Annotated in this window: 23 protein-coding genes and 2 pseudogenes; all 25 read left to right on the top strand. The window is 37.6% G+C overall.

The genetic code is table 11. The features are described from left to right. Positions 1-48: 48 nt before the first annotated feature. The 25 genes and pseudogenes from recD2 (at position 49) to ISU02_RS15375 (ending at position 26,555) form a co-directional block, all read left to right on the top strand. A complete protein-coding gene (gene recD2 / locus ISU02_RS15495; RefSeq protein ID WP_194702746.1) occupies positions 49-2,328 on the top strand; it encodes an SF1B family DNA helicase RecD2 in 2,280 nt (759 codons plus the stop codon). A gap of 261 nt (positions 2,329-2,589) precedes the next feature. Beyond that, complete coding sequence (locus tag ISU02_RS15490; RefSeq protein ID WP_194702745.1) at positions 2,590-3,327, top strand: ComF family protein; 738 nt, start codon at positions 2,590-2,592, stop codon at positions 3,325-3,327. 23 nt (positions 3,328-3,350) lie between these two features. Further along, a complete protein-coding gene (locus ISU02_RS15485) occupies positions 3,351-3,776 on the top strand; it encodes a hypothetical protein (protein ID WP_194702744.1) in 426 nt (141 codons plus the stop codon). A 61-nt stretch (positions 3,777-3,837) separates the two neighbouring features. Beyond that, the gene (gene flgM, locus ISU02_RS15480) at positions 3,838-4,116 is read left to right on the top strand and encodes a flagellar biosynthesis anti-sigma factor FlgM (RefSeq protein ID WP_194702743.1); all 279 of its coding nucleotides are present in this window, start codon (positions 3,838-3,840) and stop codon (positions 4,114-4,116) included. Between the two features lie 136 nt (positions 4,117-4,252). Continuing rightward, positions 4,253-4,747 carry a flagellar protein FlgN gene (locus ISU02_RS15475; RefSeq protein ID WP_194702742.1) on the top strand — a complete coding sequence of 165 codons (495 nt, stop codon included), beginning with the start codon at positions 4,253-4,255 and terminating at the stop codon, positions 4,745-4,747. Between the two features lie 114 nt (positions 4,748-4,861). Continuing rightward, the gene (gene flgK, locus ISU02_RS15470) at positions 4,862-6,514 is read left to right on the top strand and encodes a flagellar hook-associated protein FlgK (RefSeq protein ID WP_194702741.1); all 1,653 of its coding nucleotides are present in this window, start codon (positions 4,862-4,864) and stop codon (positions 6,512-6,514) included. Between the two features lie 12 nt (positions 6,515-6,526). Continuing rightward, on the top strand, positions 6,527-9,454 hold the full coding sequence (flgL, locus tag ISU02_RS15465; RefSeq protein WP_194702740.1) for a flagellar hook-associated protein FlgL: 2,928 nt from the start codon (positions 6,527-6,529) through the stop codon (positions 9,452-9,454). 22 nt (positions 9,455-9,476) lie between these two features. Beyond that, positions 9,477-10,031, top strand: a complete 555-nt coding sequence (locus ISU02_RS15460) for a DUF6470 family protein (protein WP_194702739.1) — start codon at positions 9,477-9,479, stop codon at positions 10,029-10,031. Between the two features lie 12 nt (positions 10,032-10,043). Beyond that, positions 10,044-10,484 (top strand): flagellar assembly protein FliW, encoded by a 441-nt coding sequence (gene fliW / locus ISU02_RS15455; protein WP_194702738.1) that lies wholly within the window; start codon positions 10,044-10,046, stop codon positions 10,482-10,484. Then, a complete protein-coding gene (gene csrA / locus ISU02_RS15450; protein WP_194702737.1) occupies positions 10,478-10,702 on the top strand; it encodes a carbon storage regulator CsrA in 225 nt (74 codons plus the stop codon). The genes fliW and csrA overlap by 7 nt, the downstream gene beginning before the upstream one ends. A 156-nt stretch (positions 10,703-10,858) precedes the next feature. Then, a pseudogene (locus ISU02_RS15445) lies at positions 10,859-11,279 on the top strand (flagellin N-terminal helical domain-containing protein); the annotation flags it as partial. A 1,847-nt stretch (positions 11,280-13,126) separates the two neighbouring features. Then, positions 13,127-13,426: pseudogene (locus ISU02_RS24485) on the top strand (flagellin); the annotation flags it as partial. 126 nt (positions 13,427-13,552) lie between these two features. After that, a complete protein-coding gene (locus ISU02_RS15435) occupies positions 13,553-13,780 on the top strand; it encodes a hypothetical protein (protein WP_194702736.1) in 228 nt (75 codons plus the stop codon). Between the two features lie 89 nt (positions 13,781-13,869). After that, positions 13,870-14,259, top strand: a complete 390-nt coding sequence (locus ISU02_RS15430; RefSeq protein ID WP_194702735.1) for a flagellar protein FlaG — start codon at positions 13,870-13,872, stop codon at positions 14,257-14,259. 29 nt (positions 14,260-14,288) lie between these two features. Further along, a complete protein-coding gene (gene fliD / locus ISU02_RS15425) occupies positions 14,289-16,181 on the top strand; it encodes a flagellar filament capping protein FliD (RefSeq protein ID WP_194702734.1) in 1,893 nt (630 codons plus the stop codon). Positions 16,182-16,183: 2 nt separating this feature from the next. Further along, positions 16,184-16,543: a hypothetical protein gene (locus ISU02_RS15420; RefSeq protein ID WP_207736351.1), complete on the top strand. Its 360-nt coding sequence runs from the start codon at positions 16,184-16,186 to the stop codon at positions 16,541-16,543. Between the two features lie 16 nt (positions 16,544-16,559). Next, on the top strand, positions 16,560-17,024 hold the full coding sequence (gene fliS / locus ISU02_RS15415) for a flagellar export chaperone FliS (RefSeq protein WP_194702732.1): 465 nt from the start codon (positions 16,560-16,562) through the stop codon (positions 17,022-17,024). A gap of 47 nt (positions 17,025-17,071) precedes the next feature. Then, positions 17,072-17,251 (top strand): YjfB family protein, encoded by a 180-nt coding sequence (locus tag ISU02_RS15410; protein ID WP_194702731.1) that lies wholly within the window; start codon positions 17,072-17,074, stop codon positions 17,249-17,251. Positions 17,252-17,400: 149 nt separating this feature from the next. Beyond that, on the top strand, positions 17,401-17,847 hold the full coding sequence (locus tag ISU02_RS15405) for a hypothetical protein (protein ID WP_194702730.1): 447 nt from the start codon (positions 17,401-17,403) through the stop codon (positions 17,845-17,847). Positions 17,848-17,914: 67 nt separating this feature from the next. After that, a complete protein-coding gene (hpf, locus tag ISU02_RS15400; RefSeq protein WP_194702729.1) occupies positions 17,915-18,445 on the top strand; it encodes a ribosome hibernation-promoting factor, HPF/YfiA family in 531 nt (176 codons plus the stop codon). 167 nt (positions 18,446-18,612) lie between these two features. Continuing rightward, the gene (locus tag ISU02_RS15395; RefSeq protein ID WP_194702728.1) at positions 18,613-19,179 is read left to right on the top strand and encodes a GNAT family N-acetyltransferase; all 567 of its coding nucleotides are present in this window, start codon (positions 18,613-18,615) and stop codon (positions 19,177-19,179) included. Between the two features lie 131 nt (positions 19,180-19,310). Continuing rightward, positions 19,311-19,910 carry a DUF5317 family protein gene (locus ISU02_RS15390; protein WP_194702727.1) on the top strand — a complete coding sequence of 200 codons (600 nt, stop codon included), beginning with the start codon at positions 19,311-19,313 and terminating at the stop codon, positions 19,908-19,910. 103 nt (positions 19,911-20,013) lie between these two features. Next, positions 20,014-22,743 carry a preprotein translocase subunit SecA gene (gene secA, locus ISU02_RS15385; protein ID WP_194702726.1) on the top strand — a complete coding sequence of 910 codons (2,730 nt, stop codon included), beginning with the start codon at positions 20,014-20,016 and terminating at the stop codon, positions 22,741-22,743. A 367-nt stretch (positions 22,744-23,110) separates the two neighbouring features. After that, positions 23,111-24,254 (top strand): peptide chain release factor 2 gene (gene prfB, locus ISU02_RS15380; RefSeq protein ID WP_194702725.1). Its coding sequence is split into 2 segments (ribosomal slippage): positions 23,111-23,185 and positions 23,187-24,254, totalling 1,143 coding nucleotides; the frame shifts between segments, so codons are not numbered across the junction. Positions 24,255-24,257: 3 nt separating this feature from the next. After that, positions 24,258-26,555, top strand: coding sequence for a Tex family protein (locus tag ISU02_RS15375; RefSeq protein WP_194702724.1), 2,298 nt, complete (start codon positions 24,258-24,260; stop codon positions 26,553-26,555). Positions 26,556-26,677 lie beyond the last annotated feature (122 nt).

The raw sequence follows: 26,677 nt of genomic DNA, 5'->3' as shown, positions 1-26,677 counted from the left end.
TGAACATGAGTTCTAATATCTAATAAATCGAATGGGAGATTGCCTAAAATGTCGGAGAATTTAGTGTATGAAGGGATTATAGAGGAAATCATTTTTCAAAATGACGAAACGGGATTTATGATTGCCAATCTCAATACACATGAAGATTATATTTGTATAAAAGGGGTTCTCCCATTTATAAAATCAGGGGACAGACTTCGTGTTTCGGGTAAACTTGAGATACATCCCATATATGGGGAGCAATTAACCGTCAATTATTTGGAACATGTGAAACCCAAAGAGAGAGATGAACTCTTTAAATACTTGAGTTCAGGTGTAATTAAAGGGATTGGAGAAGCGACTGCACAATTGATGATGCAAGCTTTTGGGGAAGAAGCACTTGAAGTCATCCATGAAAATCCAGAGAGGTTACTTGAAATACCGGGCATTGGTCCCAAAAAACTCGAACAAATTATTTTATCTTATAAAGAGCAATATGAACTCAGAGATTTTATCATGTATTTTCAAAATCTTAACATAACTGTTCACATGGCCATGAAAATTTATCGAAAATTTGGACTGGAGGCCATAGAGAAAATTGAAACCAACCCTTATATTCTAGCCGATGAAATCAGTGGGATTGGTTTTAGATTTGCGGATCAAATTGCTCAGAAGATGGGGATTGAGTCGAAGTCTCCCTTTAGAATAGCTTCTGGCATTCAATATATATTAAATCGAGAAGCGGGAAGTGGCAACAGCTTTCTGGGGAAAAAGACACTTTGTTATTTAACAGAACGCGAACTGGGGATTCCCGGTGACTTAGTGGAGCAAATGATTGCAGAGCTTGCTGTTAAAGGGGACGTACAAGTGGAACAGATGTCGCCGAAAATAGATCATATGCCTCTGGATCATGATGAAAACGGAGACGGATTCACTGATTTGGCGGTGTATCTGCCAACGCTTTTTTATGCTGAGCAACAGGTTGCCCTTAAACTCGTCAAGCTCATGATGATGAACAATCAGCCACCTCAAACTTTTGTAGATGAGTTTATTGAGGCATATCAAGAAGAAAGAGGCATTCTTTTGGGGCAAAATCAGAAACTTGCAGTGACAAGGGTCCTTGAAAGCGGCGTTTTTGTCATCACAGGTGGACCTGGAACTGGAAAGACAACGATCATCAATGCGGTGATCAGTGCCTTTGAAATACTGGATAAAAAAGTGTTACTGGCCGCTCCAACTGGAAGGGCTGCTAAGAGAATGACAGAAGCGACACAGAGAGAGTCTAAAACCATTCATAGATTGCTTGAGTTTCAAGGCGACATGGAATTTCAAAGAAATGACCAAAATCCACTTGAAGCAGATGTGATCATCATCGACGAAATCTCCATGGTGGACATCCTCTTGATGTATCGGCTATTGGATGCCATTAAGGACGGCAGCCATTTGATACTCGTGGGAGATTCAGATCAGCTCCCTTCTGTGGGGCCTGGAAGTGTTCTCAAGGAAATATTGGCTTCGGGTATGATACCTTCCGTTTGTTTGGATGAAATTTATAGACAATCCGAAACGTCATTGATTGCGGAAAACGCCCATAAAATTAATCGTGGACAGGCACCTATACTCAATAAAAAAGACAAGGATTTTTTCTTTATCTCACGTACGAAAGCAGATCAGATCCTCAAAGAAATCGAAATGCTCGTAACGGATCGATTGCCAAACTATTATGGTTTTAGCGCCATGGAAGATATTCAGATTCTGGCGCCCATGAAGGGCACAGGCGTAGGCGTGGATGCTTTAAACACCATGCTTCAAAGTGTGCTCAACCCCAAGGCATCCGAAAAAGGGGAAAAGAAAGTGGGTTTTAAACTCTTTCGAAAAGGCGATAAAGTCATGCAGATTAAGAACAACTACAACATAGACTGGACCAATCGATTTGGTGAAGAAGGGAAGGGTGTCTTCAATGGCGACATTGGATTTATCACTATGATTGATGAGGTTTATCGGGAAATGACAGTGGTGTTTGATCAGGAAAAAGAAGTGGTCTATGACTATGCTTCATTGGACGAGTTGACATTGGCTTATGCTGTAACAGTGCACAAGAGTCAGGGGAGCGAGTTTAAGGTGGTGATCATGCCTGTGAGTTATGGCCCGCCTATGCTTATGAGTCGAAACATCTTGTATACAGCCATAACACGTGCAAGAGAGTTAGTGGTCCTCGTAGGGGACAAAAAATATTTGAATCAGATGATTCACCAAACACATGAAGAACGCAGGCTTTCAAATTTAAAGGGGCGGATTGCACACTTTAAGAATGTTTGGGAGGAACTCTCAAAACAAAAATATAACTAGAATAATAAATATTAAATGTAACTAGAATAAAAATATAACTAGAATGAAAAAATGACTAGAATATCAGAAGTTAAAAGTTTGGGCCCTCTCTAACATATTGATGTGCTTATGAAAAAACGTGGAGATGATATATGGGTGCCGTCTATGATAGAATGAAGGCGGCAAAATGATTCTGAACACTTGAAATAGTGTCCGCATTTTGGATAAAAACTTACGAAATGTTGGTGCAAACTATATTTGAAACCTAGGGGTGACCTATATATGATAGAACATGTGGCAGATCTAATTTTTCCTGAAAAACTGAATTGCATAGGTTGTGATCTAGAATATGAGTCTCGTATTTCGGAGTCTTTTTTTTGCGAGAAGTGTTTAGACCAACTTAAGGTAGAGGCTGCCAAGTGTCAGAAATGCGATCGACCTATTGAACAGATCTACGATCAACTGGAAATTTATCAGTATAAGTGTAAAACGTGTCAAGAACAGTTTCATTACTATAAAAGGCATATTTCCTGCACACACTATGATGCACTTGCCAAAAAAATGATCCTTGGATTGAAATATAAAGGTAAAACGGAATACTGCAAAGGCATCGCCGAACTCATGATCAAACGTTTAATTGAAGAAAAACTTTTGGATCAAATAGAAGTCATGGTACCGACACCGATTCATTGGACGCGAAAATGGATGCGGGGTTACAATCAAAGCGAATTGATTGCAGAGGCTTTGATTAGGATGCTCGATAGAGAGATGCCAGTGGGCAAACTTAAACGATGCAAAAGAACAAAGAAATTAAAAAAATTGGATAAAGACGCTAGAAAGCAGATGTTAAAAGATGCTATAATGATAACGCAAGAAGAGCGCATTAAAATTGAAAACAAAATTGTACTTGTTATAGACGATATTTATACCACGGGTACAACGGTTAATACATGTTCTAAAGTGCTATATGAGGCAGGTGCTGAAGCGATTTATTGTATCACATTTGCCATGGGACAATAGATGGTTTGGGAGGCTTTGAGAAAATGACAGAAAATAAACTGGGCAACTTAAAGAATTGTAAAAAATGTAATCGATTGTTTGCGGCACCGGATGCAAGTAGCTCTTTGTGTTCGAGATGTAACGAGGCAATAGATGACGATTTCACTAAAGTGAGGGAATACATCTATGACAATCCAACTTCAGGTGTTAAAGATGTCAGCATAGGCACCGGAGTTTCCACAGAGGCGATTCTTAAGTGGATACGCGATGGCAAAATCGTCTTGGGTGCAAATGCACTGATCTCTTTCTGTGAACGCTGTGGTGAAGTGGTAAATGGCGGCGGTAGATTTTGTCCCAAGTGTATTCGAAGCCTCACGGATGGCCTTAAAGCGGGTATGGATAGTAATGACTCACATAGACCACGTGGCGGGATGCACATTAGAGAAAAAAATAATTTAAAAAAGGACTAAACTTACCCCTGTTTTTGCCGATACCTATAGTAGAGAAATCGGCAAGAACGGGGGTGTTTTTATGAGAATTACTGGTAGTCCAAATATTCAAAACGTTCTAAAGACCTATGGTAAGAACGTCAAGAAAACTGAAGAAGCAGAGAAGACAGGTTTCAAAAGCGATAAAGTTGAAATTTCAAGTGAAGCGAGAGATCATCAAGTGGCAATGCAAGCCCTTAAAGCTGTTCCAGAAGTCAGAAGCGAGAAAGTCAACGCAATTAAGGAACAGATCAGTTCTGGCAGCTACAAGCCTAATGCAGAACAAATTGCTGAGCATATTTTGAAGGGATTAACAAAATAAAGTCGATTTCTTAACCCCTACATATACCGGACGATCTGTCCGGTTATTATATTAGAGCAGGAAGATTGGGCCCAAAGGCTTATGCACAAGGATTTATGGCGCCTTAGAGTATAGAGGCATTAAAGGAGACGGTTGTATGACTAAAAGTGTGGAACAATTGGCATTAACACTCAATAAGGAAGAAGAAATATATCGCGATATTTTAAACCTTTCTAAAAGAAAACGCGTGGCCATTAAAGAACAGAAAATGAGTGAGCTAGAAGCACTTGCAGCCGAAGAGCAGGGGCTTGTGATCACCCTGTTCAAACTAGAAGAGATCAGAGAAAAAGTCGTTGACTTGGTACTAAGAGAAAACAATGTTGAGTTTGTAGAAAATGTGACGCAATTGATGCAGTTCTTACCTCAAGATGAAAGAAAACTCATCTCTGAGGCAAAAGATCGACTTTTAGTGTTGGTAAAGAATGTTGCAGATGAAAATAGATTTAACTCTAAGCTGTTAGAAGAGAAGATCAACTTAGTGAACTTTAACATCGATCTATTGACACAACTTTCATCGGAAAATTCGAAATACACCAAAAATGCAGTTGATGATCAAGTAGAGCGGAAGAATATTTTTGATGTGAGAGTTTAGCTTGAATGTTTTTGAGGGTTGTTTTGAGTTAAAAGGTTTGTTTTATGATCAAGGGATCAGTATGAAAATTGGAATGAAAATTTATGCACGGATGCGATGAGAGGAGAAAAAAATATGGCTTCGTCATTTTTAGGACTCAGCATATCGCTGTCGGGACTTTTTGCGAACCAAAGATCTTTAGGTGTTGTATCACATAACATTGCAAATGCGAACACAGAGGGATATTCGAGACAAGTTATGAATACTCAAGCGTATAAACCGCAAATGTTGCCTGGAGGCATGGGGAGCATAGGCGTTGGTGTTGATGTTACGGCTATTAAACAAATTAGAGATGAATATTTGGATTTTAAATATAGAAGTGAAACTTCCACAAAAGGAGAGTGGGAGGCAAGGTCAAGTGTGCTTTCACAGATTGAAGGTATATTTAATGAGCCCACGGATTCAAGTATAGGGAAACTATTGGATAATTATTACGAGTCTTTGCAAAAGCTATCTAAAAACGCTGAAGACTTGACTGCACGAACGCTTTTTAGACAGAATACGATAGCATTGACAGATGGCGTAGCGAGAATATCCAATATGCTGACTCAACTACAGAGAGACATGAATTCTCAATTTCAGTCTTCAGTTAATGAGCTCAATACGTATGCGAATCAAATAGTTTCCTTAAACAAGTCTATTTATGAGACGGAACTTGAGGGTGGCAAAGCTAATGATCTTAGAGATCAGAGAAACGTACTTGTCGATAAAATGTCTGAGCTTGTGCCTGTAACTTATTATGAAGATGAACAAAATAGATTCCATGTTCTGATAGATGGTCATTTGATGGTGTCACATTTTCGAAGTGAATCTGTAAAATTGGTGAACCGAGTAGACAAACTAAATGAAAGCGATGATGATAAAATTTATGATGTTCAGTGGTCAAATGGTGATTCGTTTGATGTGGACACTGGGAAGCTTGCTGGACTTAGAGATGTAAGAGACAATATATCCGGTGATCAAAAGGGTATTCCATATTATGTTTCAAAATTAGATGAATTTGTGGATGTTTTAGCAGATACTATGAACGGCATTCATGAAAAAGGCTATGGACTTAATGGTGGAACTGGGTATTATATGTTTACAATTGATAATATGTCCACAGAAGAATTTAAGACGTATTTGCTCAATAAAGGCCTTGATGGCGAACAAGCTGTAGAGGTAACCTCGTCTGTTTTAGATGGAGTGAGTGGTCTTAATGAAGAGGATAAATTAAAAAAAATAGGAGAAAATATCTCTAAAATATTGATGAATAATCCAGATTTTAAAGGTAAATCGGTCAAACTGATCAATGATCGGTACTATGTGACAGATTGCATTAAGTCAAGTGACCTTACAATTGCTTCGGATTTGGAGGATCTTAACAATTTTGCGGCCGCTTCTAGTATAGAAGACATTCCTGGCGGTAATGATAACGCACTTCTCATGGTTGCAACAAGGCACAATATCAAACTATATGAATGGGGCTCTCCAGAAGATTACGTAAAATCTCTGGTATCCAACTTGGGTGTTGACTCTGCAGAAGCGAAACGAGTTTCTAGCAATCAAGCTCAATTGGTTAATGAGTTTAGTGTTTCAAGAGATTCTGTCATGGGTGTTTCGTTAGACGAAGAAATGGCAAATATGATCAAATTTCAAACGGCTTATAATGCCAGTGCTAGAATGATAAATGTCTTTGATGAGATGCTGGATTTGCTGGTTAATCGACTTGGTACTGTTGGAAGATAGAGGTGACGACATATGAGAATAACGAATAGTATGCTTATTAAGGATATGTTATGGAATGCAAATCGAAATTTGACAGGGATGGCCAAAAGTCAAAATGAATTGTCCACAGGGAAGAGAATCCAAAGGCCTTCAGATGATCCGGTGGGGATTACGCAAGTTTTGAAATACAAGGCAGACATCAGAGAAACAGAGCAGTATGCTGAAAATATAAGTGATAGTTTAGGTTGGTTAGAAGTTACAGAAAGTGCTTTAGACGATGTGAAAGAGATATTGCAGAGAGTTAGGGAATTAACAGTGCAAGCCTCTAACGGAACGTATAATCCGGAGGATACTACAAAAATTAAAACAGAAATTGAGCAGTTGACAAAGGAAATTATAGTACTTGGAAATTCAACTATTGCAGGACGTTATATATTTTCTGGTTTAGAGACGGATCAAGCACTTTTTGATGAAGATGGGAACTATAATATCAATATTTCATCTGAGCGGAATAAACTAAAGGATGTTTTGAATTTTGAGGTTTCTGTAGGAGAAACCATGGAAGTGAGTACACATCCTATAGATGTCTTCGGCGTGATTTCGATGAACAATTTTTTTGAAGAACTGTTTGCTGAGCGAAGTGCTGAAACTACGGAAGCTACAAAAGCGAAAACGGAGTTGTCGATTGATTTAAATCATGATTACAGTTCCAGTGTTTTGGATATAAAATTAAAGGGAACAGCTTATGGTGATCTTCAGTATGATGTAGATGAAAGTTTGTTGACAAACAATATTTCAGATCCCCTGACTAAAAGCAGAATTATCGAAGCATTGAAATTAGCGACAATTGTTAATTCTATGAATGTGAACTACAGTGGTGACACTACGGATTCGGCTGCGATTCTTGCTGGGGGGACGAATGATGTATCGGTTAGCCCAACATCTGATTTGACAACGGGCGCCTATGATATCGTCGTTAATAAGTACAGTCAAGAGTCTGTACTGCCTATTGATATTGATGGCCTGTTTTCATTTAATAGTATAAATGCCACTGAAGGCGATTATCTAATTAAAACAGCTGCGAGTCTAACGGCAGCAAATGGCGTGGGCTCTCCTTTGAATGTGATCTCAAATATTGAGATTGATCCAAGTAGTACACTAAATGATGGTGCAGAGGATTTTACAATCCAAATAAACCAGTTAGACGCCGATGAGACGGATGGTTCTATTGCTTATCAACTGAATTTAGTAGGATCTGTTTCAGGTGTTTTGGAATCTGCAATGACGACGGTAACGTCTAATTCTGGAGCTACAAATATTCAACTGGGAGATGTGACCTTTTCTTTAGATCCATCTGCTTTGTGGGCAGATGAAACCAGTGCAGGGAGCGGTGCCGCTACTTATGGTTCTTATAATGGTAACACGGTACAACTCACAGTATCCAATTTAGTGACTGCGACTCAAGTTTCAACAGGTGAAGTTGCTATGGCTACGAATTCTGGTGTTTTGGCTGATGGGACAGATGGCACCATCACTTTCAATTTTACAGATGGTGGAAGTGCGTCTATTGATGTGGTTGATTCAGCAGGTGGGATCGTCAGAGGCAACAGTTATTTGACGACAGTATCCAGTCTTGATATGTATGATGTGAGCTTGGTATCAGATGGTGCAAGCGCACCTGCAAACGGACTTGGAGATTTCACCTTTTCTGAGGCAGATATAGCGGCTACGCCTGGGATTGTTAATGATATTCCAATAGGAACTTTAGCGAATGGCATCTCAATTGACTTAAATGCTTCAGCTTTAGCGGCTGCAAGTGCAGGAACACATGTCATCAGTGTTGACGTTGCAGATGTGGCAAATGTTGCAGCAGATAATGGAATAAGTACGTTAGGGAAAATGGCGGACATTTATTTTGATCAAAATGATAAATTGGTTATTGAATCAAAAGAATATGGTGATGGCGTCAGCTTTGGCACAAAATCTTTTCTTAAAACAAATGTTGATTTGACTCACGATTACACTGCTGGTGATGTACTGGACTTAAATATAAATGGAACCACTTTCCAAGTTGATGAGAGCACGCTGGATGGCAGTGTGACCGCCTTAACTCAAAATGATATTGTGAATGCATATAAAACAGCTACGGATGGTACTAATTTACTTGGTGATATTGCAGATATCTATTACAATCCAGAAGGAAAACTTGTCATTCAACCTAAAAATTTTGATTCTAATTTTTCAATAGATTCTTCTTTGATCGTATCAACAGGGATTCAAGAGATAAGTGTAGGCAATGAACCAAGCTACACGCTGGGAACAGATAGTGGTGATTCTATTGTATCAACGAGCTCGCATTTAACGGATTCAATGGTGAATGATGCCAAAGATGTCAGTGTGCTGATATTAAAAGTAGATGGTGAGCCTCAAAATATAGAAATTGACTTTTCTAAATTGTCTTCTGTAAATGATCTGATTTCTGAAATTCAAAATCAAGTGGATGATAAATTTGGTGCGAATAAAGTTGTAATTACCGGCGGTGATGGTGCAGCACTTGATTTTAAAATATTAGGGACAGATGATGGCGAGAAACATACTCTGGAAGTTGACTATCAATTTACAAAAGAAAGTGAACTGGTTCATGATTTAAAAGCGCTCAGTGCTGCCTTTGAAGTAAAGGATGATGCTGTAATAGATGCTTCTTTAACCAAGTTAGATATGCATCTAGACCGTGTATTGACTGCCATGGGAGAAGTGGGTGGTAAAACCAATAGGGTTGAATTTATTTCTAATAGAGTAAGTGATAACAAGTTGACTTTTACAAGTTTAATGAGCAATGTCCAAGATGTTGATATGGCAGAGTCCATTATGCTCTTTAAAAATTTGGAAAATATATATAGGGCGTCTCTATCAGTAGGGGCAAAAGTAATACAGCCTTCTCTGGTGGATTTCATTCAATAAGATACTAGAAGGATGTGATCTTATGGCAATTGAAATCAATACTACCCCCATGATCATAGATTGGAATGTTAAACAAGGAAATCTAGAGCAGAGTGGGAATGGGAAAAAGGTATTATCTCTCGAAACTCAAGAACCGGAACTTGAGATGGAGAGTGAACAGCCTAAAATATCAATTGATCAAACAGAATGTTTTTCGGAAGTGGGATTAAAAAATATTAAAGCTTTTATGGATGACGCAGTAAGTTATGGTATGCAAGCCTTACAACTTGGCATTGATCGAATTGTACAGGATGGAAACAGTTGGTCTGACATTCACATCAACAATGATCCAATACCAGATCAAGCAGAGCGTAATGCGTACGAATTGTTTCAACATGAATTTAACTATGCAGGTATACCAACTTCCAGACCTAAAATTGAGCTGATTAAAGGCGACATAAATTATAATGTCAAGAGGGGACAAGTTTCCAATCAAACTCAAAGCGAAAAGGTAAAAATGGATTATACCCCTTGGGAGGTTAACTATTTTGTCAAGCAATATTCAAGCATTCAATTTAGATTTCAAAGAAAAGAATAATGGGAGGTCAACATGCAAATCGAAACAAGTCATTTAGGCGTTTTGGAGTATAATGAAAGCAACGTGATCAATTTTATGGATGGTTTACCAGGGTTTGAAGATTATCACAAGTTTATTATTGTGCTTTCAAATGACGCGGAATTACCATTTCATTATTTACAGTCAGTGGAAAAAGATGAGATTGCATTTATTATCACAGATCCCTTTTTGTTTGTAAATAATTATGATTTTAATCTGTCAGAAGAAATTGTCAGTAAGTTGGAGATAGAGTCTGTGCAAGATATTTCTGTCTATACGATTACAACAATCCCGGATGATGTAGAGAAAACGTCTATTAACATAGCTGCACCATGTATTGTCAATAATAAAAATAATTTAGCGAAACAAGTGATTGTACCTGAAATCCCAACTGTAAAATATTTTATTTTTGATAAGGGAGCCGCATCATGTTAGTGCTGACTAGAAAAAAAGATGAGAGTATTATCATTAACGATAACATTGTTATTCAAATTATGAGTATAGAAGATGGGAAAGTTAAAATAGGAATCGATGCGCCAAAAGATGTTATCATTCACAGGAGTGAGGTTGTGCAGAAAATTCAAGAAAGCAATAAAGAAGCCTTACTTGCAAAGAATAAGTTTTCAGAGCTTTCGGGGAAAATAAAAAAATAAAAAATTATTAAAAAAAAACGATGTGGGACTAAAGTATTTTACTTTTGAACCGATATATGTATTAGAGAATTTAACCAATGACGGCCGCAAAGGTTAAATTCCATACCCATTTCTAGAAAGGATTCTAGAAAACATCTAATTCAAGGAGGAATAGATATGAGAATTAATAATAACTTAATGGCAATGAACACCCATAGACAATTGGGGATTAACAGTGACAACGGCGCAAAATCAATTGAGAAATTATCATCTGGCTACAGAATCAACCGTGCAGGCGACGATGCTGCGGGCCTAGCAATTTCTGAAAAAATGCGTGGTCAAATTAGAGGCTTAAATCAAGCTTCTAGAAACTCTCAAGATGCAATTTCTTTAGTTCAAACGGCTGAAGGTGCATTAAACGAGTCACAAGCTATTTTACAAAGAATGAGAGAACTGGCTGTTCAATCTGCTAATGATACAAATGAAGATGTAGATCGTACTGCTATTCAAAGTGAAATGGATCAATTAACATCAGAAATTAATAGAATTTCTGAAACAACTGAGTTCAATAAGAAAAAATTATTAAATGGTGATTTATCAGCAAATGCGGCTGCAAAAGTTATCGATACGGACGTGCCAGCTGTTTTAAACGGTATTGCAAGTACGAGCGATATCACTTTAGAGTCTACGGTAGACAACGGTAAATATGAAGTTAGTGTAGTAAATGAAATAGAACAAAGACTAGCAGACAATCAATCGTCAACTTTAGCTGCTGGTACAGCAACTGTCAGTGAAACTGTTGCTGGTGATGTCACTTTGGCTGAAGGTTCTTATGAAGTCGTAATTGCTACATCTGCTGATGCTAAAAGTGCCACTTATGCAGGTGCAAATGCCGCTGCTACAGCTCTTCTAGCTGGTGGAACTAACGATGTAAGTATTGACGCAACATCTGATTTAGCTGCTGGCGATGTGGATATCGTGGTTAATAAGTATACACAAGAGACTGTTTTAGCAATTAATACAGGTGGTGTTAGCAATGTTGCAAACATCGATGCTACAGAAGGTGCTTATACAATCACTACGTCTGCAGATGTTTCAGATGCTGGAGCATTAACAGAAGTTACAGCTGTAAGAATTGCTGCGGATTCCACTTTAGATGATGCCGCACATGCCTATACAATAGGAATTCAACAAACTGATGATAGTGCTGCTCAAGCATCTTATACTTTCGAACTATTAGAAGATGGCGTTGCTATGGCGGGAGCGAGCATTAGTGTTGATGTAACTGCAACTTCTGGTGCTACAACTTTACAACTAGGAGATGTGAGTATAGATGTAGATTTAGCTGCGTTATGGGCATCATCAGACCATAGTGGTGGTTTAGACGGTGGAGCTGGTGGCGCAGATAAATACGATGATGCGCAATATACTTCAGCTTTGACTATATCGAATAAAGTTACGGCTACTCAAGTATCGACTGGCGAAACTGCTACTGTTCCAGCAGCACCTGTTGGTGGCGTAATTGCTGATGGTGCTGTATTAGATACTGTAACTTTCGAGTTTACGGATGGTGGTTCTTTTAGCATAGATGTAACTGATAACAGTGGCGAATTTGTAAGAGGAAACTCTTATAACACAAACATCCAATATACGGACACTTATGAAGTGAGCTTAGTGGCTAATGGTGCTGGTGCTCCTGCAGATGGAACTGGTGACTTCACATTTACTGAAAATGATTTGGGTTCAACACCTGGTATCGTTAACAATATTCAAGTGGGAACTGCTGCAAATGGCGTTTTAATTGACTTGGATGCTACAGCTCTAGCAGCTGCTGCAGATGGGGACTATGTAATTGATGTCGCAGTAGCAAGTTCTGCGGAAACCACTGCAACTTTAAAATCTGCTGATGGTACGACAACGTATTCATCTGTAGTTGTTGACAATGGCGCAGGCGCTACTGTAGATTTTGGTTCTACTAATCTTAGCTTGACTTACGATGCTGCAACTGTTGGTGATACTGGTAGTATCTTCTTCGCAGTAAAAGATTCTGAAGATAACTTAAAAATGAGTTTGAAGATGGATGCTGATAACAATGGTTCATATGAAACTGTTGTTGTTGACAGCCAAGGTTTCACTGCTGGTGACGAAGTTACACTCGGTGCATCTGGCGTTAAAATTCAAACAGAAGATACGATTGCAGATGGCGATGACTCCACATTTATCGTTGAAGATGGTGTAGGTGATAATTCAGTACAAATGCAAATTGGTGCAAATACAGGACAAAAAATTTCTATAGGCATTGATGACGTTGGATCTGAAGCGTTAGAAATCAGTTCAACAGTAAGTGCTGCAACTAAGACAGTTACTGTTGATGGTGTAAACTACGAAGCAAAATACAAAGCAACTGCTAGTGTTGAAGCTGATGGTAATGTAACTGAATTTGCATTGGATGTATCAGACCATGATAGTGCAACTGCTGCAATTCATGTAATTGATTCCGCTTTAACTTCAATTTCTGATCAAAGAGCTAAACTTGGTGCAGTTCAAAACAGATTAGAACACACAATTAAAAACCTTGACACATCTGCTGAGAACTTGCAAGCATCTGAATCTCGTATCAGAGATGTAGATATGGCTTCTGAAATGATGGAATTCACTAAGAATAACATTCTTCAACAAGCTGCTCAAGCAATGTTAGCTCAAGCTAATCAAGCACCTCAAGGTGTATTACAATTATTGAGATAAAAATTAATGCAGTTTATGAGCCAGAGCTTGTCTCTGGCTTTTCTTACATATTGAGATGTTTATTTTGAGAGATCTATTCAAAAAATAAATTCATGCATATAATATTGAAATTGAAAGAGGGTGGCATTGACGGATAACGATAGAGAAAAACTGGAATTACAACTTTTAGAAGTTAAGAATAGAGTAGAACTCTTAGATATGATTGAGGAACGTCTATTATTAGCGCGTCAATTGGCGTTACTGGCGATGAATCCTGAACTTACAAAAGTAGAGCAGGAGGCCCTAAATAATCAGTTTACAATCATTCAAAGCGAAATTAATTTATTAAACCATGCAATGGAGAATTTTTCATAATTTTAGGGAGCAGACTAATTTTTTTTCAAAATCTGCCGATATACATAATATAATAATGAAGACTATTCCATGGAAGGGGAGTTTTTTAAATGAAAATTAATCCAATGAATACAAATGTACAAGCTACGTCAAATATACGCATGGAAGCACAAAGTAGCTTAGTGCAAAAGGGTGAACAAGTTGAAAATTTTGAGAATTCAAAGAAGGTCTCTAAGGTAGAGATGGTTCAGAAATCAAATGATGAGAGCCTATTTGAAGACGAGGTATTAAAAAAATCGGTTGAGCAGGCAAACAAAAATTTAGAAGGCTATAATCGAACAATTGAACGTTCGGTACATTCGGTGACACACACCGTTATGTATACTGTAAAGGATACAAAGACGGGTGATGTTATTGCGGAATTTCCACCTAGAAAAATTCAAGATATGATTGCAAAAATGTGGGAAATTGCCGGGTTGGTTGTAGATGAAAAAGCGTAAGCGATGATATGTGAAACGGAAGTGATTGTATGTCTAATTTAAGAATTTCAGGAATGGTGTCTGGATTTGATACGGATAAAATGATTCAAGACATGATGAAAGTTGAAAATTTGCGTGTTGATAATGTAAAGAAGGAAAGAACTTATTCAACGTGGCAGCAAGAAGAATACAGAAATATCATTTTAAAAGTGCAAAGTTTGCAGTCGAAGTATTTTGATGTTCTCAATTCGAAGCAAAATCTCTCCTCGCCAACATCCTTTAGCAAGTTTTCTGCATCGGTGACAGTTGCCGGTGAGACATCAACTAAGGTAAGTGTGACGGCGGGTTCAAGTATGAAAAACAACACTCATACGATTAACGAAATCACTCAACTTGCAACAAAGGATACATGGTCAGGCGAAGATTTGAATATAAGAGGGATTAAAACTGATGGGTTTGATCTAGCTGCTTTTAAAACAGCAATGTCTGGAAAGACTTTTCAATTATCGCTTTCAATTGGTGGCAATGCAGAAGTAATACAGCTTTCAGATGCTGAAATTGCTGGTAGCAGTACATTAGGGGACTTAATAACAACTATAAATGGAAAAATTGAAGCTGAATTCGGATCAGAATATAACTCGGTCGTGTCTGATGTAGGCGGTGAGTTGATGTTCGATGTTGTTGGAAGTAACGTTAAAATCTATACTTATGGTGATAATCAAGATACGATGACGAGTTTAGGCTTTGAAAATGGCGTGTCTAGCCTTGATTTCAAAGAAAAGTCTCTAGGAGATTTGTTCAATCTTTCAGATTCAGATTTAGAAAACTTTGAGATAAATGGCGTTGAAATAACCTTGAAGAGTTCTATGACGATTGATGAGGCTATTTCTGAAATCAATGATTCTGATGCAAATGTCAATATAACTTATGAAAGTCTATTAGATTCCGTTAGAATGGAATCAGAAAAAGAGGGTACAGTTAATAATATTGATATTCAAACAGGATCTTCAGCAGAGCTCTTTTTTAAAAAGATATTTAATGTTTCAGATCTGGGACTGGTTAATCGTGAAGAAGGTTTGAATGCAACTCTTGTTTTAGATGGGACTGCTATTGTACAAAGCAGCAATAAATTTACTCACGATGGCGTGACGTATACTCTAAACGAGCTCAGTGCCGATCCAATCGATATTAAGATAGATTTAAATACTTCAGAAGTTGTAGACAATATAAAGGATTTTGTAAAAGAATACAATGAGTTGATAGAATATATTAACATAAAAGTAAGTGAGAAAAAAAATTATGATTATGAACCATTGACAGATGAAGAAAGAGAGTCGCTTTCCGAGGATGAAATAAAGAAATGGGAAGAAAAGGCGAAACAGGGAATTCTTAGAGGTTCCTCAGAACTTTCAACACTTGTAAGAAAGTTGAGGAGTACTTTTATTGATCCAGTTGATGGTGCTGGTCTCACAATGAAGGATATAGGCATATCGACAAAAAATTATAATGACAAGGGAAAATTGACTATAGATGAGACCGAGCTAAAAAATGCTTTGGAAGACAATTTCGATAAAGTTGTCGATCTCTTTACAAAAGGTTCTGATGTGCCCTACACGGATTATGATAATCGATCTACTCGTTACAATGAAAATGGTGTTGGCAATAGAATTTTAGATCTTTTGAAAGACTATACGAGATTAACACGTGATACAGATGGTTATAAAGGTGTATTGGTCATGAAAGCAGGTGTTGAAGGTGACATTAGCTTTTCGTCAAGTGTCCTTTCATTAGAGATCAAAGAATATGATAAGCGAATAGAATCATTAATTGATTCTATTGCAGATAAGGAAAATAGTTATTATAAAATGTTTGCAAGAATGGAATCTGCATTATCACAGATGCAGTCCCAAGGCTCTTCTTTACTCAGTCAGCTAGGGCAGTAATTATGAAAAAAGAGATGATATTAAAAAAAATAATGGATGAAACTTATATCATGTACAGTTCGCTTAAAGCAGACGATTTTGATGTTATGCAAAATGCGTTGGAAAAACGTGAAGAGCTCATAAAGTTGTTTGAAGAAAGCAATGAGGTCTATGATAGAGATAATCAGGCTTTCATAGATAAATTTGACAAGTTGAACTCCGAGTGTATGAAGTTACTAGAACAAATGAAAGATCGATTTGAAATGGAAATATATAAAACCAAATCAGATAAGAATAAAATGATTCAAATGCAGAAGGTTAACCATAAATATCAAAGGGGCTATGAAAGTGTGTCAAGGAGTACTTTTGATTTGAGGAAATAGCAAGGAGGGATGCAAGATGGCAGTGATGAATCCATATAACTATTCTAGACCTAAAAAATTTATAAACACAAATCCAGTGACTTTTGAGCCTAGTGAAAAGAAGAGTGAAAATGTGATTGGAAACAGAACAAATCAATATTTAGAACAAAAGATAATGGCTGCAAAACCAGAGGAGTTAACTTATATGCTCTATGACGGTCTTGTTAAATTTATAAAGAAGGCAATTATTCAGCTAGGCAATTGTAATTATCAGGAAGTCAATTACAATTGCCAGAGAGCACAATCCATTATAGATGAGCTAAGAAGTACTTTGAATATGGATGTTGAATTGAGTTATAGTCTTGAACAATTATACGAATATATGGGGTATAAATTGGTTAATGCCAATGTGGATAAAGATGAAAAGCAATTTGCGGAAGTGCTCAAAATGGCAGAGAGCTTTAAAGACACATGGAAAGAGGCCTTTAATATAAAAGGTTAAACAGTTCTTTGTTCGCTTGTACTTAGAAATGCTTTGGAGGTGGTTACATGGATATACGCTTAAGTTCATATCAAACTCAAAACCTGATGAGTTTGCGACAGGCTCTAAATATATCAGTCCTTCAAAAATCAATGAAGCAAGATGCAGCATCCGTTGAAAGCGTTATCAAAGCAATGGAAAGTTCTGTAGCACCACATAAGGGTCAAAATATCGATTTGAAGATTTGAATGAATGTAAATTGAAATCTATATTTAAATACTTGGAAAGTCTCCCATTTAAAATTTATAATGAGGGGGCTTTTTGGTTTGCAAATTTGATTTCATAATCGACCTTTGAATGATATAATAGTGTATACCTTAACCTTTGGAGAACCCTGATGAATGATTTTAAAGGCATAGAGCAATTGGAAACAGTAATCGAAGAAAAAAGAGTTTTGATCCGAAAATTGCTGAGGCTACAACTTGAAGTTCTAGAGTGCTCAGAGACAGATTATGATGTGAATCTTATGAAAGAGCACATTTTAAAATGTCATCAGATGGAAAAGGACTGTTTCAATCTGGATATTTTATTTTTAAGGAACTATCAAAAACTCTTAGAGACAGAAGGCGTATCGACCCTTGAATCTATTGATAAATCCTTACTTAAGGGATTTAAAAAGATAAAGCAAGATGTTGCGGAGATCCTCTCTTTAGAGGAACATTTAAAAATTCAAAGCACATTGATTAATCAAATTGAAGTAAACCTCTTAAAACAGGAAAAAAATAGACTCAATCTGGATCGATATCGCTTAAATCAGCACATATCAAAATCAAAAAAAGAATAAGATTATTGTTTTCAAAATAGAAGGTTGGGTATAATATCTATATCAATTTTATAAAGGGGCTGAGTATATGAAAGTAATCGTGACAGGAAGAAATTTAGTAATCACAGAAGCAATAAGAGACCAAGTAGAAAAAAAACTAAGCAAATTCGACAAGTACTTTAGAAGTGATGTCGAGGCGCACGCTACTTTTAGCACTCAAAAGAATAATCATATTGTAGAAGTCACAATCCCACTTAAAAGTGGTTCATTCTTTAGAGCAGAAGGCACAACTGAAGATATGTATCAATCCATTGATGATGCAATTGACAAGATTGCGAAACAAATGAAAAAACATAAAACTAAAATTGAAAAAAAATTCCATGGACACGAATCCATAAAATTTGAAGCGATACCGGATTTGGAAGATAAAGCTGACGAAGCCGCTATTGTTAAGACTAAACGATTTGCAATTAAACCGATGCATCCAGAGGAAGCTGTTTTACAGATGGATCTTTTAGGACATGATTTCTTCGTATTTTTAAATGGTGAAACAGAAGAAGTTAATGTGGTTTATAAGAGAAAAGACGGTGACTTTGGACTCATTGAACCGTATCTTTAATAGGAAAATATATTGGAATAAATCATAATTAAGGACCTCTTAGGAGGTCCTTTAATTTTTGTATAAAGAAAACCTCTGGATTTACACGAAGGTCATTTTGAATAATAGACAAAAAAGACCTGTATGTTATAATAAAATAAGAATGCTCAGAGTAGGGGGACGCACATATGAAATTAGAAAATGAACGCATCCGAATACGTGAATATAGAGAAAGCGATTTTAGATCGCTTCATTTATTGTTGACGAATAATAAGGTCATGACTTATATGCCTGAAATCAGGTCGAATTCCTTAGATGATTCCTATAAAACTTTATATGATGCCATTTTAGAATCCAAGTTGATCCACAGGCAGAAATATTTTTTTGCGCTTGAAGAAAAGGCGACGAATACTTATATCGGTGAAATTGGTTACACGATTTTGTTGGAAGCAATAGAGGGCAATGTCGTCAATCTAGGTTACTTTATTTTGCCACAGTATTGGGGCATGGGCTATGTCACCGAGGCGGTTAAAATGATAATAGATTATATGTTTGAAACGCAGAATATTGTTAAAATATGTGCGGGATGTGTTGCCGACAATAGAGCGTCTATTCGAGTGATGGAAAAGGCTGGCATGGTCCAAGAATCACATCTGGTAAAACACATGATATTAGAGGGCAATCTCCACGATCGCTATGACTATAGAATTACAAAAGATGAATGGCAAGTTAGAGTGTCAAAATCCAAACGATGAACAGCTATTAGGCATATGATGTGATTATGAAAAGTACGTGATAGATTATATGCCCTACGGCTCGTGCGAAATGAGTCTTTGATACTGTAATGAACATAAATCTGAAAACCGCTAGAGAGGAGTAGACAAGCATGTATTTAGAGGCTATTTTATTGGGACTTTTTATAGGCTTTATAAGAAATGGCAGCTTGCAAAATTTTATAAACGCCAAATTTAAAGGTTGGTTTTTCATGCCAATTGCCTTTGTTCTATTTTTGATGCCATACTTTTCGATGATTTTCGACTTTCATCTGAGTAATGAAAATCTGTATCCCTTTTTAGCTATTGTTGTATGCACATTGATTTTACTGATGAACTTTGAAAAAAGAGGGATGAAGTTAATACTTCTGGGAACTCTTTTTAACATTCTGATTATGGGGGTTAATCACTTTCAAATGCCTATTGTGTATAGTCAAGCAACTGCAGTAGGGCTAGATACCTTTTCAAATAGTGTCAACCAAGGTGACATCATCAACTATATAGCAGTATCAAGTGAAAGCATACTCAATGTCATATTTGGAAAGCACGTTTTGCTTCCAGAATCTTATCCACTTAACCGCATATTGAGTCTAGGAGATATCCTTATCTCACTTGGCATTGTTCTCTTGATTCAAGAAGAAATGCATTACCATGTATCCAAGCTCAGAGGGACGATGGTGAATTTTTCTTATAAAAGCCGAAAACGTCGATAAATCTAAAATTGCAACACTCTTTTAACAAATTGTTTGAATCTTCACAATGAATAATATGATATAATAGACGTCTGAATAGGTTGGCGAAAGGAAGTAAAAAAGCATGAATATAATGAAATTGATATTTGGTGATCTCAATGAAAAAGAAGTAAAGAAACTCAGTAAGATCGTAGATGAGATTGAAGCCTTTGAACCGAAATTTGAAGAAATGACTGATGAAGCTTTAAAACAACAAACCGCAATTTTTAGAGAAAGACTTGATAAAGGTGAAACTTTAGATGATTTATTAACAGAAGCATTTGCTGTGGTAAGAGAAGCCGGTAAAAGAGTGCTTGGCGTAAGAGCATTCAGATCGCAGCTCATAGGTGGGATCGTGCTCCATCAAGGCCGTATTGCAGAGATGAAGACTGGTGAAGGTAAAACGCTCACAGCAACGCTACCTGTATACCTCAATGCACTTGAAGGCAAAGGCGTCCACGTGGTGACAGTGAACGATTACTTAGCCTACAGGGATAAAGAGTGGATGGGCAGGCTCTATGAGTTTTTAGGCATGACAGTGGGGTGTGTCATTCATGGTGTTGAAGGTGAAGCGCGAAACGCGGCATATCGTGCAGACATTACTTATGGAACGAACAATGAATTTGGATTTGATTATCTAAGGGACAACATGGTGATGAGGCAGGAACGACTTGTTCAGTTGCCGCTCAACTATGCCATAGTAGATGAGGTAGATAGTATTCTCGTCGATGAGGCGAGAACGCCTTTGATCATCTCTGGCGAAAGTGAAAAATCCACAGACCTCTATCAAATTGCAGATCACTTTGCCGCAGGTCTCAATAAGGAAACCGATGTCAATATTGATGAAAAAGCCAAATCGATTGCCCTTACAGATGGTCTTGTCGTGGATAAATATGGCGAAGAAGAAGAGGGTAGTGCCGAAAGAAACGGTGTTAAAAAAGCAGAAAATTATTTTAAGGTGGAAAACTTAAGTGATCCAGAAAATCTTGAGCTTTCACATCATATTAATCAAGCGATTCGAGCGAGATTTTTAATGAGAAAAGATGTGGATTATATCGTAAAAGATGGTGAAGTAATCATCGTTGACGAATTTACTGGACGTTTAATGTATGGTAGAAGATATTCCAATGGTTTGCATCAAGCGATTGAAGCCAAAGAGGGCATAGAAGTTCGTAAAGAATCTCAAACCCTTGCAACAATCACGCTGCAAAATTATTTTAGAATGTATAAAAAACTTGCTGGTATGACAGGTACAGCTAAAACAGAAGAAGACGAATTCAGACATATTTACAACATGGATGTTGTTGTCATTCCAACGAATAAGCCAATTGCAAGAGTTGATCTCGAAGATGGCATTTATAAGAACTTTGCGGGCAAGTTCGGCGCGGTCCTCAAGGATATTGAAGAGAGACATGCCAAAGGGCAACCTATGCTCGTGGGTACAATTAGTATTGAAACTTCTGAATACATCAGTAGCCTTTTAAAGAAAAAAGGCATTAAACATGAAGTGCTCAATGCAAAACAGCATGATCGTGAGGCAGAAATCGTCGCTCAAGCTGGCCGATTTGGTGCCCTTACCATTGCCACGAATATGGCAGGCCGTGGAACGGATATCGTGCTCGGTGGCAACCCTGAATTCATGGCTAAAAAGGATATGCTTAAAAAAGGCTTATCAGATCATGTGATCAACATGGCTTCAAGTCCAATTGTCACAACTGATCCAGAAATTTTAGAGGCTAGAGAGATCTACAATAAGCTCTACGCAGAATACAAAGTGACTACAGATGAAGAGGCTAAAAAAGTCAAAGAAGTGGGCGGCCTGCACATTATCGGTACTGAAAGACATGAATCCAGAAGGATTGATAATCAGTTAAGAGGGCGTTCAGGACGACAAGGGGACCCAGGTTCTTCTCAATTTTATATTTCTTTTGAAGATGATCTCATGAGACTCTTCGTAAGTGATCGTGCGAAGCAGATCGTTGAGACTTTAGGTCTTGAAGAAGATATGCAACTTGAAAATAAAATGCTCACAAAAGCCATTGAAAATGCTCAAAAGAAAGTGGAGGGCAGAAACTTCGGTGTGCGTAAACACGTTTTACAATATGATGATGTTATGAACAAGCAAAGAGAAATCATCTATGGTGAGCGCAACAAAGTTTTACATGGTGAAAACATTAGAGACAATATCATTTCAATGATTGAGAAATTATTAGATAGAACCATTCCAATGTACACAGAAGGCTATAAGTACCCTGAGGAATGGGATTTGGATGGATTATTAACCAATTTGCATAGTATTTTCTTACCACAGGGTGCAATCGAATTTCAAAATGTTGAAGAGCTCACCCTTGAAACTTTAAAAGAAATACTCTTTGCCAAAGCAAAAGAACTCTATGCTGCAAAAGAAATTGAAATTGAAGCGGATCGAATGAGAGAAGTGGAAAGAGCTGTTTTACTAAGAGTTGTTGACATGCATTGGATTGATCACATTGATGCAATGGATCAGTTAAAACAGGGTATCAGTTTAAGAGCAATTGGGCAGCAAGATCCAGTTATCGCATATAAAATGGAAGGCTTTGATATGTTTGAAGAAATGATTGCAAGCATTCAGCAAGAAACCATTAAAACGCTATTCCATGCAACGCTTAAAACGGACACCGAAAGAAAACAAGTGGCCATTATCACAGGGACATCTGGTGGCTCAGAGACGCAAATTGCCAAGCCATTTAAGGCCGATAAAAAAATCGGCAGAAATGAACCCTGTCCATGTGGCAGTGGTAAAAAGTACAAAAAATGCCACGGCTTAAACGAGTAGACAAGCACAATCATAAATAAAAAGGGCAACAACATATTTAGAATAAATATTTGAAAGAGGTGTCTATCATATCCTTCGGTTCCATTCCTCACTTCTTTGCGGAATAACCAAGGCGATGCACACCTCTTTTATGTGTCATAAAGCCACAAATGAAATTACATTTAACCGAGTTAAATTTAATGACCATTAAAGCCTCTATGCACTCACAAAAAAGCAATCCGCAGTCATATATTTACCGAGTTAAATTTAAAAAGGATAAACTACATGTATAAGTGGTTGCGGCAAGCAATCCACAGCGCAGCGAGGACTCTTGCTTGAAGCAATCACTTATACATGCATTAACCCCATTAAACCAAGGAGGTTCACATTGATTCAACTAGAAAAGTACCAAAGGGAGATCAAAACATTAAAAGCGGACGCCGCTGAGCTCGAGGTGTCACTTTGACTTAGTCAGAGTGAAGCTTAGAATTGAAGAATTAGAATATGAGATGTCTGCTCCAGATTTTTGGTCTGACACTGAAAAAGCACAAGGTAAACTCAAACTTCAAAAGGCATTGAAAGATCGAATTGATAAATTCGAAGATCTTTTTGGTCAAATTGAAGAATTGGAAATGCTCTGTGACATGGCCATTGACGAGCAGGACGATAGTTTGGAACCTGAGGTAGAAGCTTCATTTAACAAACTTTCAGCAATGTGTGAAAAAATGACGCTTGAGACATTGCTTACGGGTGAATTTGATGCAAATAACGCTATTTTATCCATACATGCCGGTTCTGGAGGCACAGATGCCATGGACTGGGCGGAGATGCTCTTACGGATGTATAAGCGCTATGCAGATAAAAAAGGCTACTCTGTCAAAGTTCTAGATCTACAAAATGAAACCGTGGCAGGTATAAAAAGTGCCACATTGCTAATAGAAGGCCTCAATGCTTATGGCTTCTTAAAATCCGAAAAAGGGGTTCACAGAATTGTTAGAATATCGCCGTTTGATTCCTCTGGAAAAAGACATACCTCTTTTACTTCAGTAGATGTGATGCCTGAGATAGATGATTCATATGAAATTGATATTGATCCCTCAGACCTAAAAATAGATACCTATCGTGCATCTGGTGCTGGTGGACAGCATGTCAACACCACGGATTCTGCCGTTCGAATTACACATATACCAACAGGTGTAATCGTACAATGTCAAAATGAGCGCTCTCAAATTTCCAATAGAGCGACGGCTATGAAAATGTTAATGGGGAAACTCATTGAGCTCAAAGAACGTGAGAATAAAGAGCGCATAGAAGATTTAGCAGGGGATTATTCGCAGATCACATGGGGCAGTCAGATTAGATCCTATGTGTTCCATCCTTACAACATGGTGAAAGATCATCGCACGGGTGCTGAGATGGGTAATATACAGGCTGTCATGGATGGTGATTTAGACTTGTTTATTGATAGCTATTTAAAAGAGCATTCAATTAGTCGAACAATGAATCAAACAATAAATGGAGAAGAGGCGTAAATTATGGAGTTAATCATTAAACAATTGGCAAAGGAACTGAATCTTTCCATCAAACAAGTGGAAGCAACTGTGGCGTTAATCGATGAAGGCAATACCATTCCATTTATTGCAAGATATCGTAAAGAGGCTACAGGGGGGATCAGTGATGAAGTTTTAAGAGATTTTGATGATCGGCTGAAATATTTAAGAAGTTTAGAAGCACGAAAAATGGAAGTCATCCATAACATTGAAGAGCAAGGCAAGATGACTGAAGAGCTAAAAGAGGCTATTATCAAAGCGACTGTATTACAAAAAGTAGAAGATCTCTATAGACCGTATAAACAGAAGAAGAGTACAAGAGCCTCAAAAGCAATTGATAGAGGCCTAGAACCTCTAGCGAACTTGATTTGGGAACAATCGTTTATTGATGGGGATTTTAATGCAGAAGCAGAAAAATATATAGATGAAACGCTAGAAGTAAACACAACGGAGGATGCCATTCAAGGTGCACTTGACATCATTGCCGAAAGGATATCAGATGATCCTGAGCATCGAGAGTTTATCAGAAACTTGAATTTGAATCATGGTTTGTTAACCGTCACTGCTCAGAAAGCGGATGAAGAATCCGTATATGAAATGTATTATGATTATTCTGAAGGTGTTTCCAAAATCGCAAATCATAGAGTACTTGCCATCAATCGTGGCGAAAAAGAAAAAATACTCAAAGTAAAACTTCAGAGTCCAGATGAACAAATCTTGGAGACGCTTATAAAGAAGACCATCACGAACGAAAAGGCAACTACGACAAAATATCTGATCACTGCCATAGAAGATGGCTACAAGAGATTGATTGCGCCTTCAATTGAGAGAGAAATCCGAAACATACTCACAGAAAAAGCTGAAGAAGAAGCAATCAAAGTCTTTGGTAAAAACACAAAATCACTTTTATTAGTGCCACCTGTTAAAGACATGAGAGTCCTTGCAATCGATCCAAGTTTTAGAACGGGTTGTAAATTAGCAGTCTTGGACGAAACCGGTAAGCTTTTAGACTATGCAACGATTTATCCCAACGCACCTGTTAACAAAGTCGAAGAAGCTGTTGCTAAGATGAAAAGCCTAATCAAAAAATACAAACTCAACATTATTTCAATCGGCAATGGTACTGCATCAAGGGAGACAGAAAAAATCGTAGCCGATATGATCAGTGAAATGGATGAAGAAGTCTTCTATGCAATTGTCAGTGAAGCGGGTGCTTCTGTTTATTCAGCTTCGAAATTGGCAACTGAAGAATATCCAGATATAGATGTTTCTATCAGAGGGGCGATTTCAATAGGAAGGCGCTTACAAGATCCGCTTGCAGAGCTTGTAAAAATCGATCCGAAGAGCATTGGCGTGGGGCAGTATCAACATGATGTCAATCAAAAGCGCCTTGAGGAACAGCTTGCAAATGTGGTTGAAGACTGTGTTAACAGCGTCGGTGTGGATTTAAATACAGCGACACCTTCTCTACTCAATTATATATCGGGAATCAACAGCACTTTAGCTAAAAATATTGTTGCTTACAGAGATGACAATGGCAAGTTCAACGAACGTAAAGAACTTTTAAAAGTAAAACGCCTAGGCGATAAAGCTTATGAACAATGTGCGGGCTTCTTAAGAATTCCTAAAGGCAAAAATCCACTGGACAATACGGCAGTGCATCCAGAGACATACGAAGTGACCATGAAACTCATAGATGAACTCGGTTTATCGCTTGAAGATCTAAAAAAGGGATCGCTTCATGAGATCGAAGATCGAATCGCAGACATGGGAGAAATTAAGACAAAACCTTTGAGTGGACATATTCAGAGTAGAGGCAATGGTTTTGAAGCATTAAAGGCACTTAAACAGCCCAAAATAGATCCTCAGAAAGAACATATGATGCGTTACAGTGATGGTCTTAAGAAACTGTCTCAAAGACTTGACATTGGAGAACTCACCTTAAAAGACATCATCGACGAACTCAAAAAACCAGGTCGTGATCCAAGAGAGGACATGCCTAAGCCTCTTTTTAGAAGTGATGTTTTAAAAATGGAAGATTTAAGACCGGGTATGGTACTTCATGGTACTGTTAGAAACGTTGTAGATTTTGGCGCTTTTGTGGATATTGGCGTCAAGCAGGATGGTCTTGTACACATCTCAGAAATTTGCGACAAATTTATTAAGCATCCAATGCAAGTTCTATCGGTGGGGGATACTGTGAAAGTACAGATTTTAAATGTGGATCATAATAGAGGCAAGATATCGCTTACGATGAAACAAATTCAAGAAGAACATCTTTAGGTCTGAAAAAGGTTTGGCATATTTTGAGGACATATTAAAAAAATAACTTGAATTATTTAAAAAAATGTTATAATAAAATCAAGTCTTTAGTAAGGCGAAATAATTCATTCTCATCTTTTATA

This window comes from Fusibacter ferrireducens (genome assembly GCF_015352425.1).
Lineage (GTDB): Bacteria > Bacillota > Clostridia > Peptostreptococcales > Acidaminobacteraceae > Fusibacter_A > Fusibacter_A ferrireducens.
This window is presented reverse-complemented; position numbering and strand designations above follow the sequence as displayed.

Coding starts and splice junctions, on each gene's coding strand:
- fliD (WP_194702734.1), top strand. CDS start 14,289: ATGTCTAATTTAAGAATTTCAGGAATGGTGTCTGGATTTGATACGGAT.
- fliS (WP_194702732.1), top strand. CDS start 16,560: ATGGCAGTGATGAATCCATATAACTATTCTAGACCTAAAAAATTTATA.
- ISU02_RS15460 (WP_194702739.1), top strand. CDS start 9,477: ATGGCAATTGAAATCAATACTACCCCCATGATCATAGATTGGAATGTT.
- flgK (WP_194702741.1), top strand. CDS start 4,862: ATGGCTTCGTCATTTTTAGGACTCAGCATATCGCTGTCGGGACTTTTT.
- fliW (WP_194702738.1), top strand. CDS start 10,044: ATGCAAATCGAAACAAGTCATTTAGGCGTTTTGGAGTATAATGAAAGC.
- flgL (WP_194702740.1), top strand. CDS start 6,527: ATGAGAATAACGAATAGTATGCTTATTAAGGATATGTTATGGAATGCA.
- ISU02_RS15405 (WP_194702730.1), top strand. CDS start 17,401: ATGAATGATTTTAAAGGCATAGAGCAATTGGAAACAGTAATCGAAGAA.
- hpf (WP_194702729.1), top strand. CDS start 17,915: ATGAAAGTAATCGTGACAGGAAGAAATTTAGTAATCACAGAAGCAATA.
- ISU02_RS15430 (WP_194702735.1), top strand. CDS start 13,870: ATGAAAATTAATCCAATGAATACAAATGTACAAGCTACGTCAAATATA.
- ISU02_RS15375 (WP_194702724.1), top strand. CDS start 24,258: ATGGAGTTAATCATTAAACAATTGGCAAAGGAACTGAATCTTTCCATC.
- ISU02_RS15390 (WP_194702727.1), top strand. CDS start 19,311: ATGTATTTAGAGGCTATTTTATTGGGACTTTTTATAGGCTTTATAAGA.
- csrA (WP_194702737.1), top strand. CDS start 10,478: ATGTTAGTGCTGACTAGAAAAAAAGATGAGAGTATTATCATTAACGAT.
- flgM (WP_194702743.1), top strand. CDS start 3,838: ATGAGAATTACTGGTAGTCCAAATATTCAAAACGTTCTAAAGACCTAT.
- ISU02_RS15475 (WP_194702742.1), top strand. CDS start 4,253: ATGACTAAAAGTGTGGAACAATTGGCATTAACACTCAATAAGGAAGAA.
- ISU02_RS15420 (WP_207736351.1), top strand. CDS start 16,184: ATGAAAAAAGAGATGATATTAAAAAAAATAATGGATGAAACTTATATC.
- ISU02_RS15490 (WP_194702745.1), top strand. CDS start 2,590: ATGATAGAACATGTGGCAGATCTAATTTTTCCTGAAAAACTGAATTGC.
- recD2 (WP_194702746.1), top strand. CDS start 49: ATGTCGGAGAATTTAGTGTATGAAGGGATTATAGAGGAAATCATTTTT.
- ISU02_RS15410 (WP_194702731.1), top strand. CDS start 17,072: ATGGATATACGCTTAAGTTCATATCAAACTCAAAACCTGATGAGTTTG.
- ISU02_RS15485 (WP_194702744.1), top strand. CDS start 3,351: ATGACAGAAAATAAACTGGGCAACTTAAAGAATTGTAAAAAATGTAAT.
- secA (WP_194702726.1), top strand. CDS start 20,014: ATGAATATAATGAAATTGATATTTGGTGATCTCAATGAAAAAGAAGTA.
- ISU02_RS15395 (WP_194702728.1), top strand. CDS start 18,613: ATGAAATTAGAAAATGAACGCATCCGAATACGTGAATATAGAGAAAGC.